This is a genomic window from Methylomonas koyamae, from assembly GCF_019669905.1.
GTDB classification, from domain to species: Bacteria; Pseudomonadota; Gammaproteobacteria; order Methylococcales; family Methylomonadaceae; genus Methylomonas; species Methylomonas koyamae.
In genome coordinates this window covers 3,975,485-3,992,077 of sequence record NZ_AP019777.1, presented here as the reverse complement: position 1 = coordinate 3,992,077, position 16,593 = coordinate 3,975,485, and the positions used below count along the sequence as shown (strand labels likewise).

13 protein-coding genes and 1 pseudogene are annotated in these 16,593 nt (G+C 58.6%); 12 read left to right on the top strand and 2 right to left on the bottom strand.

Annotation, left to right across the window (positions count from 1 at the left end; all coding sequences use genetic code 11):
- Positions 1 to 20: 20 nt before the first annotated feature.
- Positions 21 to 170, bottom strand: a pseudogene (locus tag MKFW12EY_RS23320) (hypothetical protein); the annotation flags it as partial.
- Between the two features lie 339 nt (positions 171 to 509).
- Between MKFW12EY_RS23320 and MKFW12EY_RS17915 the strand changes: the two are divergent.
- From MKFW12EY_RS17915 to MKFW12EY_RS17875, 9 genes are read left to right on the top strand one after another with little or no spacing between them, the layout of a single operon-like run.
- Positions 510 to 2,237 carry a type I secretion system permease/ATPase gene (locus MKFW12EY_RS17915; protein ID WP_221053505.1) on the top strand — a complete coding sequence of 576 codons (1,728 nt, stop codon included), beginning with the start codon at positions 510 to 512 and terminating at the stop codon, positions 2,235 to 2,237.
- A gap of 3 nt (positions 2,238 to 2,240) precedes the next feature.
- The gene (locus MKFW12EY_RS17910) at positions 2,241 to 3,557 is read left to right on the top strand and encodes an HlyD family type I secretion periplasmic adaptor subunit (RefSeq protein ID WP_054759338.1); all 1,317 of its coding nucleotides are present in this window, start codon (positions 2,241 to 2,243) and stop codon (positions 3,555 to 3,557) included.
- Complete coding sequence (locus tag MKFW12EY_RS17905) at positions 3,557 to 4,888, top strand: TolC family outer membrane protein (RefSeq protein WP_054759340.1); 1,332 nt, start codon at positions 3,557 to 3,559, stop codon at positions 4,886 to 4,888. Before MKFW12EY_RS17910 ends, MKFW12EY_RS17905 begins: the two co-directional genes overlap by 1 nt.
- Positions 4,852 to 7,629, top strand: a complete 2,778-nt coding sequence (locus tag MKFW12EY_RS17900) for an Hsp70 family protein (protein ID WP_221053504.1) — start codon at positions 4,852 to 4,854, stop codon at positions 7,627 to 7,629. Before MKFW12EY_RS17905 ends, MKFW12EY_RS17900 begins: the two co-directional genes overlap by 37 nt.
- 12 nt (positions 7,630 to 7,641) lie before the next feature.
- The gene (locus MKFW12EY_RS17895) at positions 7,642 to 8,349 is read left to right on the top strand and encodes an acylneuraminate cytidylyltransferase family protein (RefSeq protein ID WP_221053503.1); all 708 of its coding nucleotides are present in this window, start codon (positions 7,642 to 7,644) and stop codon (positions 8,347 to 8,349) included.
- Positions 8,346 to 9,326: an NAD-dependent 4,6-dehydratase LegB gene (locus tag MKFW12EY_RS17890; RefSeq protein ID WP_054762695.1), complete on the top strand. Its 981-nt coding sequence runs from the start codon at positions 8,346 to 8,348 to the stop codon at positions 9,324 to 9,326. Before MKFW12EY_RS17895 ends, MKFW12EY_RS17890 begins: the two co-directional genes overlap by 4 nt.
- Positions 9,319 to 10,593 (top strand): LegC family aminotransferase, encoded by a 1,275-nt coding sequence (locus MKFW12EY_RS17885; protein WP_054762692.1) that lies wholly within the window; start codon positions 9,319 to 9,321, stop codon positions 10,591 to 10,593. The genes MKFW12EY_RS17890 and MKFW12EY_RS17885 overlap by 8 nt, the downstream gene beginning before the upstream one ends.
- Positions 10,593 to 11,768: a UDP-N-acetylglucosamine 2-epimerase gene (gene neuC / locus MKFW12EY_RS17880; RefSeq protein ID WP_221053502.1), complete on the top strand. Its 1,176-nt coding sequence runs from the start codon at positions 10,593 to 10,595 to the stop codon at positions 11,766 to 11,768. The genes MKFW12EY_RS17885 and neuC overlap by 1 nt, the downstream gene beginning before the upstream one ends.
- The gene (locus MKFW12EY_RS17875; RefSeq protein ID WP_221053501.1) at positions 11,765 to 12,490 is read left to right on the top strand and encodes a DUF2231 domain-containing protein; all 726 of its coding nucleotides are present in this window, start codon (positions 11,765 to 11,767) and stop codon (positions 12,488 to 12,490) included. The genes neuC and MKFW12EY_RS17875 overlap by 4 nt, the downstream gene beginning before the upstream one ends.
- Here the strand turns inward: MKFW12EY_RS17875 and fba are convergent.
- The gene (gene fba / locus MKFW12EY_RS17870) at positions 12,484 to 13,491 is read right to left on the bottom strand and encodes a class II fructose-bisphosphate aldolase (RefSeq protein ID WP_054762688.1); all 1,008 of its coding nucleotides are present in this window, start codon (positions 13,489 to 13,491) and stop codon (positions 12,484 to 12,486) included. The two genes, MKFW12EY_RS17875 and fba, sit on opposite strands and share 7 nt — an antisense overlap.
- Positions 13,492 to 13,868: 377 nt before the next feature.
- Between fba and MKFW12EY_RS17865 the strand changes: the two genes are divergently transcribed.
- The 3 genes from MKFW12EY_RS17865 to MKFW12EY_RS17855 all read left to right on the top strand — a co-directional run bounded on the left by MKFW12EY_RS17865 (position 13,869) and on the right by MKFW12EY_RS17855 (position 16,593).
- A complete protein-coding gene (locus tag MKFW12EY_RS17865; protein ID WP_221053500.1) occupies positions 13,869 to 14,630 on the top strand; it encodes a hypothetical protein in 762 nt (253 codons plus the stop codon).
- 239 nt (positions 14,631 to 14,869) lie between these two features.
- Positions 14,870 to 15,958, top strand: a complete 1,089-nt coding sequence (gene neuB / locus MKFW12EY_RS17860) for an N-acetylneuraminate synthase (RefSeq protein ID WP_221053499.1) — start codon at positions 14,870 to 14,872, stop codon at positions 15,956 to 15,958.
- Positions 15,955 to 16,593 carry an acetyltransferase gene (locus MKFW12EY_RS17855; protein WP_054762680.1) on the top strand — a complete coding sequence of 213 codons (639 nt, stop codon included), beginning with the start codon at positions 15,955 to 15,957 and terminating at the stop codon, positions 16,591 to 16,593. Before neuB ends, MKFW12EY_RS17855 begins: the two co-directional genes overlap by 4 nt.

Below are 16,593 nucleotides of genomic sequence, written 5' to 3'. Positions count from 1 at the left end.
ACTGTAAACGCCGCTATTTGAGCCGCGCTTAGAGACGGAATTTGGGTTGTTAGTAAAGCCGCAATCTGACCGGTAGCGCCGGTAGTCAGAGCAGCAATTTCAGTGGTCGTCAGAGCCGCAATCTGGGCTGGCGTCAAAGTGGTAATGTCTGTATCGGTAGTGATAGCCATAATTGCGGTCCTGTATGAATATTTCTGAAATTCGGCGGAATTGTGTTCGGTGCTTTAGAACAACGGCCGAGTACCTACTTGTGTGTTAGCTTTTCGGTAAGGGGCAAAAAAACTTTAATGGATTTTTACTGGCGATGAGTTATAGCAGCATCTACGCTAATTAAATATCAGCCCTGTTTGACGCCTGTCACAGTTTGGCCAATTGTCACGAAGTGTAGACACAAAACTGAGCTGCGCATCGAAATTTACCGGTCCGGCAAATGCGACGGATTTGGTGGGGCGCTGGCGAGTGTGTGAAAATTGTGCTGTTTTCGGGAACTTTGAGCCGCAACCAAGGATATGAACACCCCCCAATCCGATTTAGTTGAAGCGTTGAGGCTGTGCAAGGGCGCGTTTATCTCCGCTGCCGGTTTTAGTTTTGTAATCAACGTATTACAACTGGTGCCGACCATCTACATGCTGCAGGTTTACGACCGGGTGGTGCCGACCGGCAACCTGACGACCCTGTCGCTGTTGACGTTGATTTTGATGGTGTTGTTCGTAACGATGGGCGTGTTGGAATGGGTGCGCTCGCAGATATTGGTCAGAGTCAGTACTCGCATTGAGGTACTGCTCAGCGAACGCTTGTTGAAAGTGGCTTATAAAATGGCCTTGTATTCGAACGGTCAACGCGCCAGCATCCAACCGCTCGACGACTTGACCTCATTACGCCAATTCATGACCGGCAGCGGTTTGTTCGCCTTTTTCGATGCGCCCTGGTTGCCGATCTATTTGGCAGTGATGTTTATGTTCCACCCCTGGTACGGTTGGGCCGGCGTCGTCACGGCAATTCTGCTAGTCATCGTCGCTTACGTGCAGGAAAAAACCACCAGCAGGATGTTGAGCGAAGCCAACGGTACGGCGATGAATGCCCGCAATCTGGTCAGTAAAAACCTCAGAAACGCCGAGGTGCTGGATGCGATGGGCATGTTGCCCAACATCCAGAGCCGCTGGCTGAACAGCGTGCATAAGGTGCTGCGGCTACAGGCCATCGCCAGTTCCCGCGCCGGTCTGATCAATGCCGTTTCCAAATTGGTACGCTTGTCGTCGCAATCGTTGATACTGGCGCTCGGCGCCTATCTGGTCATCGAAAACGAGATATCCTCCGGTTTGATGATCGCCGGTTCCATCTTGCTGGGTCGGGCGTTGGCGCCGATCGATATCGTGATCGGCACCTGGAAAGGTTTTATCAACGCCCGCGGCCAATATAACCGGCTGAACGAGTTGTTGGTGCAGATGCCGGCCGAATCGAAGAAAATGACCTTGCCGGATCCGGTCGGTGCCTTTCAACTCGAGGTAGCGCAGGTGACGCCGCCGGGCGCGAAAACTCCAGTCATCAAAGGCATCAGCATGGCTATCGCCAAAGGCGACGTGGTCGGCGTGATCGGCCCCAGCGGTGCCGGTAAATCGACCTTCGCCCGTGCCTTGCTCGGTATCTGGCCAACCTCCAGCGGCACTATTCGGCTGGACGGCGCCGAGATTTTCAATTGGAACCGCGACGAACTCGGGCCGCATATCGGCTATCTACCGCAAGACATCGAATTGTTCGAAGGCAGCATCAGCCAAAACATCGCCCGCTTCGGCGACGTCGATCCGGAGAAAGTCGTCGCCGCGGCGAAGATGGCCGATGTCCACGAACTGGTGCTGCATTTGCCGGACGGCTATAACACCCTGATCGGCGCCAATGGCGGCAATCTGTCCGGTGGCCAGCGCCAACGCATCGGTTTGGCTAGGGCTTTGTACGGTAATCCGGTCATCGTGGTGTTGGACGAACCCAACTCCAACTTGGACGAACAGGGCGAAGTCGCGTTGGGCCGCACCATTCAACGCCTCAAAGCCAACAAAGTCACTGTGATCGTCATCACCCACCGCAACAACGTTTTGAACAATGTCGACAAATTGCTGTTGCTCAGCGACGGCCAACTGTCGGTGTACGGACCAAAGGACCAGGTTGTGGCCCACTTGCAAAAGGTCGCGTTGCAAACCGCGCAGCAACAACGGGCCGAACAAGCCCACGCCGGAGCCTAATCGATGAGCCAATCTTCGGAACTGGAAGCCGTCTCTTTAGTCACCGACGACCGGCCGATCCGCAATATCGGCCACGCCGTCATTTTTGCCACGCTCGGCATCTTCGGCGTCTGGAGTTATTTCGCGCCGCTCGACAGCTCGGCGATGGCGCCGGGCTACGTTGCGGTGAAATCACACCGCAAAACCGTGCAGCATCTGGACGGCGGCATCGTCAGCGAGTTACTGGTCAAAGACGGCGATTTCGTCAAGGAAGGCGACGTGATGATCCGGCTCGACGATACCGCAATCCGCGCGGAACAGGATATCCTGCGCAGCCAGCAGATTACTTTGTCGGCCCAAGTCGCCCGGCTCAGCGCGGAGCGCGACCTCAAGCCGGCCGTCGAATTTCCGGATACGTTGCAGGATGACGCCGACGCTCGTACGCTGGAAGCCAAACAGGCCGAGAGCCGGATTTTCCTGGCACGAAAACTTTCCCACGAAGGCGAAATTTCGGTGCTGAAGCAGCGTAGCACGCAGTTAGCCAGCCGGGTGGAAGGCTTGCGCGGGCAGCGCGCCGCCAAACAGGCTTTGGTCGAATCGTATAAAGACGAGCTGAAAGATTTGCGCGAATTGCTGGCCGAAGGCTTTACCGGCAAGCAACGAGTGCGCGATATCGAGCGCAACCTGACCCTGGCTGCCGGCGAAATCGCCGCACTGGCCGCCGAAATTGCCGGTAACGAAATGCAGATCGGCGAAACCCAGTTGCAGATTTTGCAACTGGAAAAACAATTCCAGGAGGGCATCGCCGGCAAGCTGGGCGAGGCGCAGGCTCAACTTTTCGACGTGACTCAGCGCTTGACCGCGGCCCGGGAAAGACTGGCCAGAACCGAAATTCGGGCGCCTGGCGCCGGCCGCGTCCTGGGGATGACGTTACATAATGTCGGCAGCGTGGTCGGGCCGGGACGGCAGATTCTGGACTTGGTGCCGCAAAACGAGGATCTGATCGTCAACGCCCAGGTGTCGACGATGGACATCGACCGGGTACACGAAGGCCTGAAAGCCGAAGTCCGCTTCAGTTCGTTCAAACAATCGGTAGTGCCCAAGCTCGACGGTATCGTTACCAATCTGTCCGCCGACCGGCTCAGCGACGAAAGATCGGGCATGGCCTATTACCAGGCCCAGATCGAATTGACCCCGGACAGTTACGCCAAACTGGGCGAGGTGGAATTGTTGCCGGGCATGCCGGCCGAGGTGTTGATCACGACCGGAGAACGTACCGTGTTGGAATATTTGCTGCAACCGATCACCAACGCTGTGGCCCGCGCCTTCAACGAAGACTGATGAAATCGGCTTGGAGTTTTGCCTTAGTGTTGGCGGTATCCGGTGTTGGCCAGGCCGTTGCCGACGATTTGTTGACCGTCTATCAACAGGCGCTGGGCGGCGATCCGAAATTGAAAGCCGCCGGTTTGAAACTGAATATCGGTACTTCTCAAAAAGAACAATCCTTCGGCGAGTTCTTGCCGCAAGTCACGGCGACCGGTAACTGGTCGCATAACGACCAGACCGTCAGCGGCACCGCGCGTTCGGTCAACACCACTTATCCCGGCAAGCGCTATTACATTTCGGTCAACCAATCGCTGGTCGATCTCGCCAAATTCTGGAACTGGCGTCGGGCCAAGGAAACCGAGAACGTCTATATCGAAGAGCAGATCGAAGCCGAAAACGCGCTGATCGACGATGTGGTCGAACGTTACTTCGACCTGCTGCAAGCCGAGGACCAATTGAATTTACTGCGCGGCGAGACCGAAGCGCTGGCCATGCAGCACGAACAAATCAAACGCCAATTTGCCAAACAACTGGTCAAAATTACCGATCTTTACGAAGTCGAGGCCAGGCTAGACCAATTGCAGGCCAGCCAGATCGAAGCGGAGACCGTATTGGTCAAAGCCCGGGAAAATTTGCGGGAGATGACCAATAACCTGCCGCAAGACTTGGCGCGGCTGCGGGAAGATATCGAGTACCGGCCGCTGGAGGGTAATCTGGAGGATTGGATTGCCGTGGCGAAAAGCGAAAATCCGCTGCTGCGGGCGCAACTGAGCGCAATCGAAGCGGCCAGCGACGACGTGGCGATGCAACGCGCCCGGCATTTGCCGGTGGTCGATTTGCAATTCAATTATTTCAACAGCGATACCGGCTACCAAAGTTCGCGTACGCCGCAAACCGAAGTGCAGACTGCCGCCATCAACGTCAGCGTGCCGATTTTCAGCGGCGGCGTGATTTCCGAGAAAACCAACGAAGCGCAGCACCGGCTGGAGTTGGCAAAAAACGAAAACGAAAGCAAAATCCGCGGTTTGGTCAAGGAAATCAGCGACGCCTTTTTGACCTCCAACGCCAGCGTGCGGCGGATTGCCGCGTCGGCTAAAGCCTTGGAATCGGCGAAAAAATCGCGCGAAGCCAAGGAAAAAGGCTTTAAATTCGGTCTGGAAACGGTTGGCGACGTGCTGGATGCACAGCAAGCCGAATTCCGCGCCAAACGCGATTTAGCGCTGGGTCGCTACAGCTACGTTAAAAGCCGGATGCGCTTTTTACACGCGGTCGGCGTGATCTCGCCGCAAAACCTGCAAGAAGTCAACGAATGGCTGTACCAGCCGCAACCCACCAGCCAGAACTAACGATTTTGAATACCTCAGCCAGCCAATATTTAGTCGGTATCGATCTCGGTACCACCCATACCGTAGTGGCCTATGCCGCTGCCGGCGATCCGCAAAAGACCATTCGTCTGTTCGAAATACCGCAGATGACCGCGCCGGGCGAAGTCGCGGCGAAACCGCTGCTGCCGTCGGTGCGCTACCATCCGGCGCCGGGCGAATTGAGCGCCGGCGCCGGTTTCCTGTTGGCCGACGACGGCGCCGTGCTGGGCGAGGCCGCCCGAGTATTGGGCGCCAAATCGCAAGGGCGGCTGGTAACCAGTGCTAAGAGCTGGCTGTCGCACACGGCGGTCGACCACACGGCGCCGATTTTGCCTTGGGGTAGCGACGAGTCGGTATTCAAAGTATCGCCGCTGGCGGCGAGTGCGAGTTATTTGCAGCATGTGCGTACCGTTTGGGAACAGCGCTTTCCCGATGCGCCGTTGGCACGGCAAACCATCGTCGTTACCGTGCCGGCTTCGTTCGACGAATCCGCACGGTCGTTAACGCTGGAAGCGGCGAAATTGGCCGGTCTGGCCGACGTGCGGCTGCTGGAAGAGCCGCAGGCCGTCTGCTACGACTGGTTGCGGCGCCATGCCGGCAGTATCGAGCCTAGCCTGGCCGGCAGCCGCTTGATGTTGGTGTGCGATGTCGGCGGCGGTACCACCGACTTGACTCTGATCAAGATCGAATACGGCGCCGGCGAACCGCAATTGACCCGGATCGGCGTCGGCGACCACTTGATGCTGGGCGGCGATAATATCGATCTGGCCTTGGCTCATCTGGCCGAGAATCGGCTGCGCGGCGCCGAACGCAAATTGTCCAGCGCCGATTTGGCGCAACTGCTGGAGCAATGCCGGATCGCCAAAGAGCGCTTGTTGGCGGACGATGCGCCGGAGCAGGTTGCCGTGACCTTGCTGGGCGGCGGCTCCAAATTGATCGGCGGCAGCAAGAGCGCGGCTTTGAGCCGGGAAGAGGTCAGGCAGATTGCGCTGGACGGTTTTTTGCCCTTGTCCGGTTTGCAGGAACTGCCGGACAAGAAGCGTAGCGGCGTGGTCGAATTCGGCCTGCCTTACGCCGCGGAGCCGGCGATCAGCAAGCACATCGCCGGCTTTTTGCAGTCGCATGCTCATGCCGCGCAACAGGCGCTCGGCGAGTCCGGCATTGTGCCCGATGCGCTGTTGTTGAACGGCGGCGTCTTCCGCAGCCGGGCACTGGTGCAGCGGGTAACCGCGTTGTTGTCGGCCTGGCGCGGCGGCCGGGCGCCGACCGTGTTGGACAATCCGGACCCGGAGTTGGCGGTCGCCTACGGTGCGGTCAGCTATGCCATCGCCCGCCGCGATAAAAAATTGCGGATCGGCGGCGGCGCGGCGCGCAGTTACTTTTTGCTGATCGACGGCGCCGGGGAAAACCGGCGCGGCGTCTGCATTCTGCCGAAAGGCAGCGAAGAGGGGCATGAGCTATTGCTGGCCGGCCGCCACTTTGCATTACGCGTCGGCCAACCGGTGCGATTCCATTTGCTGTCCGCCAGCGGCGACGGCGATTATCGCTCCGGCGATCTGGTCGAGCTCGACGACGACCGCTTTCATAGCCTGCCGCCGTTGGCGGTGGCGTTCGAAGGCCAGCAAAAAGCCGAAGTCGCCGTGCAGTTGTCGGCAACCTATACCGAAGTCGGCACCCTGCGTTTGCAATGCGTCGCGCTCGATGGCGAGGGCCAGCGTTGGGACGTCGAGTTTCAGATCCGCAAAGCCAAATCCGCGCTGGTGAACGCCGATTTGCCTGCACAACTGCCGCAAGCTGTGGAAAAAATTCAGGCCGTGTTCGGTGCCAAATCCAAACAAGTCGACCCGCAGGCGGTAAAAATCCTGCGTGCCGATTTGGAAAAAGTGTTGGCTGCGCCGCGCGGCGATTGGCAAACCCCGCTGCTGCGCGAGTTGTGCAATGCTTTGTTGGACGGCAGCAAATACCGCCGGCGTAGCGAGCAGCACGAGCGGCTGTGGTTCAGCCTGGCCGGATTTTGCCTGCGCCCCGGTTTCGGTTATCCGCTGGACGATTGGCGAGTCGAACAATTGTGGAAGCTGTATCCGGAAGGCCTGCAGTTCGTCAACGAAAAACAAAACTGGGCCGAATGGTGGACCTGTTGGCGGCGGGTGGCCGGCGGCTTGCCGGCCGAGGCGCAGCAGCGCATCTTTAACGACATCGGCAAGTTCATCAACCCGGCCTCGGCGCGCCAGCCGGGACTGGCGAAACAAATCGCCACCCGCGGTTACGAAGATATGTTGCGCTTGGCGGCGTCGCTGGAGCGCTTGGCCGTGGCGGATAAACTGCAACTGGGCGAATGGCTGTTAAAACGCTTGGCCAAAGCCGGTGAGCCGGAGCAAAGCTGGTGGGCCTTGGGCCGGATCGGGGCACGGATACTGTTTCACGGCAATAACCACGACGTGATTCCGCCGGCGCAGGCGGCCGCTTGGTTGCAACAGTTGCTGGCGGTCGATTGGAAGAAGCAGGCCCAGGCCGGCTTTGCCGCGACCTTGCTGGCCCGGCGCTGCGACGACCGCGTCCGCGATATCGACGATGCCTTACGCCAGCAAGTGTTGGAAAAATTGAAGCAGGCCAAAGCCCCGGCGTCTTGGCAGGAGATGGTTGCCGAATACAAGGTGCTCGACGAAAGCCAGGAAAAACAAATCTTCGGCGAAGCCTTGCCGCCGGGTTTGAGGTTGATTTAAGGGGAGCTCGGCATGGCGGAGGCATTGGATTTATTGATGGTAGTGCCGGCCCGCAGTGGCTCCAAAGGCTTGCCGGACAAAAACATCCGGCCGTTGGCCGGCAAACCGCTATTGAGCTGGACCGCACAAACCATCGGCGAGGCCGGGTTGCCCAAGGCCTTGGCCGTGTTGTCCACCGACTCGGAACAGTATGCCGAAATCGGCCGCGGCAGCGGACTGGTGGTGCCGTTTTTGCGTCCGGCCTGTCATGCCACGGATGCCGCATCGTCGCTGCAGGTGGTGGAACATGCCTTGGACTGGTTTCGCCAGCATTACGCCTATCTGCCGGCCTGGGTCATGTTGTTGCAACCGACCTCGCCGTTCCGCAGCCCGGCTATACTTCGCCAGGCTATGGCATTGGCTAACGGCGGTAACGTCGCGGCGGTAATCGGCTGCAAGGAAATTCAGCGCAACCTGACCACCTTGTTCCAATTATGCGACGGCTTTATGCAGGCGCTGGACAACCGGCAACCGACCCAAGCCAGCCGGCAACAAAGCCGGCCGTTACTGACGCCGAACGGCGCGATGTATTTGTGCCGGACCGATTTTTTGTTGACGCATAAGTCGTTTTACCCGCCGCAGACCGTGCCGTTGGTGATGAACACCATTCAAAGCCTGGATATAGACACCGAAGACGACTGGGCTATCGCCGAGGCCTTTATTAAGCAAGGGTTGGTATGAATAAAGTTTTAGTGACCGGCGCCGACGGTTTCATCGGCTCCCATTTGACCGAAATGCTGGCGGCGCGCGGCTGCGAAGTGCGCGCCTTGGCCCATTACAATTCGTTCAATTCCTGGGGCTGGTTGGATGACGTCGCCTGCAAGAACGACATCGACGTGGTGTGCGGCGACGTGCGCGACCCGGCGTTGTGCCGCAGCCTTTGCCAGGGCATCGATACCGTATTCCACTTGGCGGCGTTGATCGCGATTCCCTATTCCTACGCGGCGCCGGACAGTTATGTCGATACCAATATCCGCGGCACCTTGAATATTTGCCAGGCGGCGCGCGATGCCGGCGTCGGCCGGGTGATCCATACCTCGACCAGCGAAGTGTACGGCACCGCCCAATACGTGCCGATCGACGAGAAACATCCGCTGCAACCGCAGTCGCCGTACAGCGCCTCGAAGATTGCCGCCGATGCGATGGCGATGAGTTTTTTCAATGCCTTCGATCTGCCGCTGACCATTGCCCGGCCGTTCAATACCTATGGCCCTCGCCAATCGGCGCGGGCAGTGATTCCGACCATCATCAGCCAGATCGCCGCCGGTAAAAAGCAAATTCAATTGGGCGACGTGTCGCCGACCCGCGATTTCAATTACGTCGAAGACACCTGCCGCGGTTTCATCGCGCTGGCCGAGTCCGACAACACCGTCGGCGAAACGGTCAATATCGGTTCCAATTTCGAAATTTCGGTCGGCGACACGCTGAATCTGATCAAGGCCATTATGAATAGTGACGTCGAATTTCTGCTTGATCAGCAACGCTTGCGGCCGGAAAAATCGGAAGTCAACCGGCTGTGGTGCGATAACGCCAAACTCAAGGCCTTGACCGGCTTTACCCCGCAGGTGCCGTTGGAAGAAGGCCTGCGCCGCACCGTGGCCTGGTTTAGCGAAGCGGGCAATCTGAAAAAGTACAAAACGGATATTTACAATGTTTGAGCGCTTCGTCGGTTTCGTCCGCGAGATTTACCAAACCGACGCCTTCATTCCATTGCACGAACCGCGCTTTAGCGGTAACGAAAAACGCTATCTGAACGACGTGATCGATAGCACGTTCGTGTCCAGCGTCGGGCCGTACGTGACGGATTTCGAAAACAAGATTGCCGAGTATTGCGGCGCCAAACATGCCGTCGCTACCGTCAATGGTACCGCGGCGTTGCATATCGCTTTGTTGCTGGCCGGCGTCCGCCCCGGCGACGAGGTCATTACCCAGGCAGTGACTTTTGTCGCCACCTGCAACGCGATCCATTACTGCGGCGCCGAGCCGGTGTTCGTCGATGTCGATTGCGCGACTTTGGGTTTATCGACCGCGGCGTTGGCGGCGTTTCTCGAGCAACACGGCGAACGCCGCGCCGACGGCGTTTACAACAAAACCAGCGGCAAACGCATCGCCGCCTGCCTGCCGATGCACACCTTCGGCCATCCCTGCGATATGGCCGGTTTGCTCGAGGTTTGCGAGGCTCACGATCTGCCGATGGTCGAAGATGCGGCGGAGGCGTTGGGTAGCGGGATTTTTCATGATGTAGGCCGGAATCAGCCCGCTGCAGCGGCAGCGGAGGCGGGCGTTTCCGGCAAGTCCAACCTCTCGCCGGAAACAAGCGGCTCGGCTAACTCCGAGCCGCATTTATTCCAGCCTAATGAACTAACCAAGCCTAAGCACTGCGGCACCTTCGGCAAGCTCGGCGTGCTCAGTTTCAACGGCAACAAAATCATCACCACCGGTGGCGGCGGCATGATTTTGACCGACGACGACGACCTGGCCCGGCAGGCTAAGCATTTGACCACGACTGCCAAATTGGCGCATGCCTGGAAATTCGAACACGACCAAATCGGCTTCAACTATCGGATGCCGAACTTAAATGCGGCGCTGGGTTTGGCGCAACTGGAGCAATTGCCGGCGTTCGTCGCAGCCAAACGCAAACTCGCTGCCCGCTATTTGGCTTGGGGCGCGGCGAACGGCGTCAGCGTTCTGCAAGAGCCGGAAGCTGCATGTGCCAATTACTGGTTGAACGCGCTGATGCTCGACGATCTTGCCGAGCGCGACGCCTTTCTGGAATACAGCAACGCCCAAGGCGTGATGGCCCGGCCGCTGTGGGAATTGATGCCGAACTTACCGATGTACCGGCACTGCCAATGCGACGGCCTGGAACATTCGCGCCGCCTGGCCGACCGTGTGGTTAACGTGCCCAGCAGTGTGGTGTTTTGATGGCCGAGCCACGCAAAATCTGCGTCGTTACCGGCTCGCGGGCCGAGTACGGCTTGCTGTATTGGCTGATGAAAGAGATTGCCGGCGATCCTGAGCTGGCGTTGCAATTGATCGCCACTGGCATGCACTTGTCGCCGGAGTTCGGTTTGACTTGGCGCCAAATCGAAGCCGACGGTTTTACGATAAACCGCAAGGTGGAAATGCTGCTGTCGTCGGATACCCCGGTCGGCATCAGCAAGGCGATGGGTCTGGGCTTGATCGGCTTCGCCGATGCCTTGGCCGAGTTGCAGCCGGATATCGTTGTTGTGCTAGGCGACCGTTTCGAAATTTTCGCGGCGGCGCAGGCGGCGATGAATTTACGGATTCCGCTGGCCCATATCCATGGCGGCGAGCTCAGCGAAGGCGCGGTCGACGACGCGATCAGGCATGCGTTAACCAAATTGTCGCATCTGCATTTCACCGCCGCCGAAGTCTACCGGCAACGGGTGATTCAACTCGGCGAACAGCCGGAGCGGGTATTCAACGTCGGCGCGCCGGGCCTGGACCAAATTGTCCGCTTGCCGCTGTTGTCGCGTACCGAATTGGAAGCCGCCATCGGTTTCAAGTTGGCCGAGCGCAATCTGTTGGTAACCTTTCATCCGGCGACCTTGGAGCATGCCAGCGCTAACGAGCAGTTCGATCAGTTGTTGCTAGCCCTCGACGAATATCCCGAGGTCAATGTCATTTTTACCTATAGCAATGCCGATGCCGACGGCCGAGTCATTGCCGAGTCGATTGAAAGTTACCGCCAGCGTTGGCCGCAGCGGGTCGCGGCTTTCGTATCGCTTGGATCGCTACGCTATTTATCGGCGATGCGCCTCGTCGATGCGGTGGTAGGCAATTCGTCCAGCGGTTTGTTGGAAGCGCCGGCCTTCAAGATTCCTACCGTCAATATCGGCGACCGCCAGCGCGGCCGTTTGTGCGCCGCCAGCGTACTGCATTGCCCGCCGCGAGCCGATGCGATCAAAACCGCGCTGGAACAAGTCTGGTCCGGCGAATTGGCGCCGGTATTGGCGAATTTGCAGCATCCTTACGGTAGCGGCGGCGCATCGGCCGCGATCAAGCAGGTGTTGCAAAGCACCGATTTGAACGGATTATTGAAAAAGCGGTTTTACGATTTGGAACGGCCCGCATGAGCCACTGGTTTTACGATTTCCTGGCGGCGCTTGGCTACAGCCATCCGCTGCATCCGGTGCTGGTACACGTACCGGCCGGTATGTCGATCGGTGCGCTGGGGTTTTCGATATTGGCGGCGCTGACCAAGCAGGCGGCCTTTCGCGCTACGGCCTACCATGTGGCGGTGTTTGCGCTGGCGTTTACCCTGTTGGCGATTCCGGTTGGCATTTTCGATTGGCAGCGTTTTTACGGCGGGGCCTGGTTTTTCGAGATTCAAATCAAGGCTGTGTTAGCCGCGCTGTATTTGCTGCTGATCGCCAGCGCCGCGGTGATTGGCCGCCGGTGCCTTGAGTCGAAAGCGTTGCCGGTATTGTATTTCGCTAGCGTAGTTACGGTGGCCGGCCTGGGCTTTTTCGGCGGCCAGTTGGTCTATCACGGCTTTACACCGGAAGCGCCGGTGCAATTCAAAATCGGCCGCCAGGTATTCGACAGCCATTGCTCCGGCTGCCACCGCCGCGGCGAAAACATCATCGAACCGAATATGCCGCTGCGCAATGCGCCGCAATTGCACGATTTCGCCGAGTTTTTGGCCTTTATCCGCAATCCGCGCATGCCCGACGGCTCGCCGGGCGTGATGCCGCAATTCGGCAGCGATCGGATTAGCGATCTGCATGCCCGGGAACTGTTCGATTATCTGAATTTTGCCTTCGTTGCATCGAACCGGCCGGCTTCGGCTCAGTAACGCTGCGCCATTGCGCTGAGCGGCAGCGGTTTGATCTTGCCGGCGTGGCCGGCACAGCCGAAGGCTTCGTAACGTTCGCGGCACAAAGCCTGCATTGCGTCGCGCGCCGCGGCATAAGTTTTGCGGGCATCCAGTTCCGCTACGTGCTCCGGTTGCGCCAGAAAGCGGCGCATGGCCCCGGTCGAAGCCATGCGCAGGTCGGTGTCGATGTTAACCTTGCGTACGCCGTATTTGATACCTTCGACGATTTCCGCGACCGGCACGCCGTAAGTTTGCGGAATCTCGCCGCCATGGGCGTTGATGACTTCCAGCCATTCCTGCGGCACCGAGCTGGAGCCGTGCATGACGAAATGCATGTGCGGCAGGCGTTGCTGCAATTCTTTCAAGCGCTTGATCACCAATACTTCGCCGGTCGGCGGTTTGCTGAATTTGTAGGCGCCGTGGCTGGTGCCGATCGCGACGGCCAGCGCGTCGACGCCGGTAAGTCCGACGAATTGTGCGGCTTCGTCGGGATCGGTCAATAGTCGGCTGTGGTCGGCGCCGGGTTTGGCTTCCAGCGAACCCAGACAACCGATTTCGCCTTCCACCGACACGCCGCAGGCATGGGCCATGTCGACCACTTTGCGAGTGACTGCGACGTTGTATTCGAACGAGGCCGGGGTTTTCATGTCCTCCAAAAGCGAGCCGTCCATCATCACCGAACTGAAGCCGTTTTGGATCGCTTGGGCGCAAATCGCCGGACTGGGCCCGTGGTCGCGGTGCATCACGACCGGAATATGCGGATATTGCTCGACGGCGGCCTGGATCAAATGGCGCAGGAAGATTTCCCCGGCATAGCGGTTGGCGCCGGCCGAACCCTGCATGATCACCGGGCTGTCGCAAGCGTCGGCCGCCTGCATGATGGCCTGTACCTGTTCCATGTTGCTGATGTTGAAGGCCGGGACGGCAAAGCTGTGTTCGGCGGCGTAGTCGAGTAGTTGTTTCAGTGAAATGATGGCCATATTCGATTTGCTGGAGTGGTCTGAATGGCGGGTTTATTCGTTGGGCCGGCTGCTGGCGTGCGGTCCGGCTCGAGCGGCGGATTGCCCTGGCGCAATTTTACACGTTTAACACCGATACCCGGCCGGGTACAGACAGAGACGGTTTCAGTTGCCGTTTGATAACGATGGCAAGCTTGGCTGGTCGAGGCAGATAGCGGCAAGCCAACGTCCAATGGTGGTGTCGAAAAATTTTACAAGTCTTGGCGGCGCCGCCGACCGAGTAGGAATAACTTTTTGAATAAAAAGCAATATCCGGTTTGGTGCGCTTTCTGCTTGAAAAAAGGGTTGGTCTTTAAAACCAAGGGCCGCGCGATTCAAAATATTTTAGGAGTTCGATTATGAAAGATCATTTTGGCTGTTTACGTCGAGTGTGTTTGGCCGGGTTGTTGGCGTTTTCTTCCGCCCAGGCGCATGCGTCTTACCAAGTACTGAACGTGGCTGGGACGGCGGGCCCGTGGGCGTGGGAAGTTGGCGGTTTGAACGACGCTTACCGTTACGGCGTCGGTGCGGACGGCAGCGATGCGATTCCGGATTACACCGCGCCGGCCCGGCTGAAATTGTCCGATATCGGCGTCGGTGCGGGCGATGTGCTGCACATTTTCTTTCTCGGCGGTTTGACCAGTGCATTCGGAGCTATACCCGACGTCAATAACAACGGTTACGTCGGCAGCGTTTTTAAAGACGACGAGTTGGGCGCGAGCGGACAGGTATTTCCCAGTTACTACTACGAAAGCGAATGGGGCAAAACCCAGAATCCAAGCGATCCGGCGCCTTACGGCTTGTTTTTGCAGGCCTTGCTCGGCGCATTGACCGATGACAACGGCGGTATCATCGAATTGTTGACGTTGGGTACCGTGGTTTATACCGGCGAAGGACAGGGCTTTTTGGTCGGTTCCAGTTTCGGCATTCCGGACGGGGCCACCCACATACAGTTCGGTTTCAACGACGATATCTTCGGCGACAATACCGGCGCGCTGAACGTCTGCGTTAGCAGCGAAGACAACCAATGCGCGCCGCCGGTGCCGCTGCCGGGCGCGGTCTGGTTTTTCGCCAGCGGCATCGCCGGCTTCCTGGCCTATCAGCGTAAACGCCGGGCTTAGACACAATCCCGTCTCGGAGCAGGAACCGGTTATCCGCACCGAATTCCGCTCCGAAACCCCCATCGGCTCGACCATACCGCTTAGCTTGGTCCGGCCGCCCCTGTATCCTGTTCAAGCAATCGTTTAAAGCCTTTCTTCGCCGCCATTTCCGCGTTCGAGGCAGCAGGCCGTTGCCGATTGGGCTAACCTTTACGCTTTAGCCAGTCATGGCCGGATGCGGCCGGGGAGTCAAGAAAGGCATGAGCCGGGTTTTTATCATCGCCGAGGCGGGCGTCAATCATAACGGAAGTCTGGAAACTGCGATGCGCCTGGTGGACGCGGCGGCGGCGGCAGGTGCCGATGCGGTTAAGTTCCAGACATTCAAGGCCGAAAAACTGGTCACGCAAGCGGCAGCCAAAGCCGAGTATCAAAAGCAAACCACCGATGCCGGGGAAAGCCAGCTCGACATGCTGCGTAAGCTGGAGTTGAAGTACGAATTTCACGCCCAATTGCGCGATTATTGCCGCGGCCGCCATATCGAGTTTTTGTCTACTGCCTTCGATTTCGACAGTTTGCGGTTTTTGGCCGACGAAGTCGGGGTCGCCAAACTGAAAGTTCCGTCCGGCGAAATCACCAACGGCCCGTTCTTATTGGCGCATGCCGAGACTGGTAAAGACATCATTCTTTCCACAGGCATGGCGACGTTGGGCGAAGTGGAAACCGCGTTGGGCGTGCTGGCCTTCGGTTATCTGGGCTGGGAGCGGCCGGGCTTGGCGCGGTTTCGCGAAGCTTACGCATCGGCGCCAGGGCAGGCCATGTTACGGCAAAAAGTGACGCTGCTGCATTGCACCAGCGAATATCCGACGCCGCCGGAACATGTAAATTTAAAGGCCGTGGACACGTTGGCCCAAGCTTTTGGCTTGCCGGCTGGATATTCCGACCACACCGAGGGCTTGGCGGTGCCGATTGCCGCGGCGGCGCGCGGCGCGGTATTGATCGAGAAACATTTTACGTTGGACCGGAGTGCGAAAGGTCCCGACCATCAAGTGTCGCTGGAGCCGGATGAGCTAAAGCAAATGGTCGCGGCGGTCAGGAGTATCGAACGGGCGCTCGGTTCGCCGCTAAAAATACCGCAGCCGGTCGAGTTGCAAACGCGCGAGGTGGCCCGCAAGAGCCTGGTTGCGGCTGCACCTATCGCAGCGGGCGAATTGTTTAGCGTCGAAAATTTGGCGTGTAAACGTCCCGGCACCGGACTGAGTCCGATGGAATATTGGCGTTTTTTGGGTACTGCCAGCTCGCAAAACTATGCCATCGACGATTTGCTTGGCGATCGGCGGGAGCTGCCATGAGAAAGCCGGTGGTGTTACTCGGTAGCGGCGGCCATGCCAAAGTGTTGTTGGGCATGTTGCAGCGTTGCGGCTACGAAATAGCCGGCGTGACCGATCCGGCGCGCGTACCCGGCAGCGAATGGTTGGGCTGCCGGATTCTGGGCGGAGACGAGGCGGTAAGCGGCTTCGATCCGGATCGCGTGTTATTGGTCAACGGCATGGGCTCTTTGCCGCGCGACGGCGGCTTGCGGCGAAAGCTGTTCGACGACTTCACGGCCGCCGGCTACCGCTTCCAGAGCGTGTTGGACCCGGCGGCGTTTGTGGTCGACCAGGTACGTTTGGCCGCCGGAGTCCAGGTCATGGCCGGAGCTGTGATTCAAGTTGGCGTGTTAATTGCTGAGAACTGTATCATCAACAGCGGAGCGGTCGTCGACCATGAATGCCGGATCGGCCGGCACGTGCATATCGCGCCGGGAGCGGTTTTGAGCGGCGGCGTGGAAATCGGCGACGGCGCCCATATCGGCACCGGCGCGGTCGTGATCCAGGGCATCCATATTGGCAGCGGCAGCATCGTCGGTGCCGGCAGCGTCGTGACAAAGGACATCGGCGCGCAACAGATCGTGTATCCGGCTCGTTCTCAGATTCAGGATTTATAG

What these genes read in the sequence shown, in the direction of transcription:
- MKFW12EY_RS17900 (WP_221053504.1), top strand. Translation starts at nt 4,852, where the DNA reads ATGGCTGTACCAGCCGCAACCCACCAGCCAGAACTAACGATTTTGAAT.
- neuC (WP_221053502.1), top strand. Translation starts at nt 10,593, where the DNA reads ATGGCCGAGCCACGCAAAATCTGCGTCGTTACCGGCTCGCGGGCCGAG.
- MKFW12EY_RS17855 (WP_054762680.1), top strand. Translation starts at nt 15,955, where the DNA reads ATGAGAAAGCCGGTGGTGTTACTCGGTAGCGGCGGCCATGCCAAAGTG.
- MKFW12EY_RS17895 (WP_221053503.1), top strand. Translation starts at nt 7,642, where the DNA reads ATGGCGGAGGCATTGGATTTATTGATGGTAGTGCCGGCCCGCAGTGGC.
- neuB (WP_221053499.1), top strand. Translation starts at nt 14,870, where the DNA reads ATGAGCCGGGTTTTTATCATCGCCGAGGCGGGCGTCAATCATAACGGA.
- MKFW12EY_RS17890 (WP_054762695.1), top strand. Translation starts at nt 8,346, where the DNA reads ATGAATAAAGTTTTAGTGACCGGCGCCGACGGTTTCATCGGCTCCCAT.
- MKFW12EY_RS17905 (WP_054759340.1), top strand. Translation starts at nt 3,557, where the DNA reads ATGAAATCGGCTTGGAGTTTTGCCTTAGTGTTGGCGGTATCCGGTGTT.
- MKFW12EY_RS17865 (WP_221053500.1), top strand. Translation starts at nt 13,869, where the DNA reads ATGAAAGATCATTTTGGCTGTTTACGTCGAGTGTGTTTGGCCGGGTTG.
- MKFW12EY_RS17915 (WP_221053505.1), top strand. Translation starts at nt 510, where the DNA reads ATGAACACCCCCCAATCCGATTTAGTTGAAGCGTTGAGGCTGTGCAAG.
- MKFW12EY_RS17885 (WP_054762692.1), top strand. Translation starts at nt 9,319, where the DNA reads ATGTTTGAGCGCTTCGTCGGTTTCGTCCGCGAGATTTACCAAACCGAC.
- fba (WP_054762688.1), bottom strand. Translation starts at nt 13,491, where the DNA reads ATGGCCATCATTTCACTGAAACAACTACTCGACTACGCCGCCGAACAC.
- MKFW12EY_RS17875 (WP_221053501.1), top strand. Translation starts at nt 11,765, where the DNA reads ATGAGCCACTGGTTTTACGATTTCCTGGCGGCGCTTGGCTACAGCCAT.
- MKFW12EY_RS17910 (WP_054759338.1), top strand. Translation starts at nt 2,241, where the DNA reads ATGAGCCAATCTTCGGAACTGGAAGCCGTCTCTTTAGTCACCGACGAC.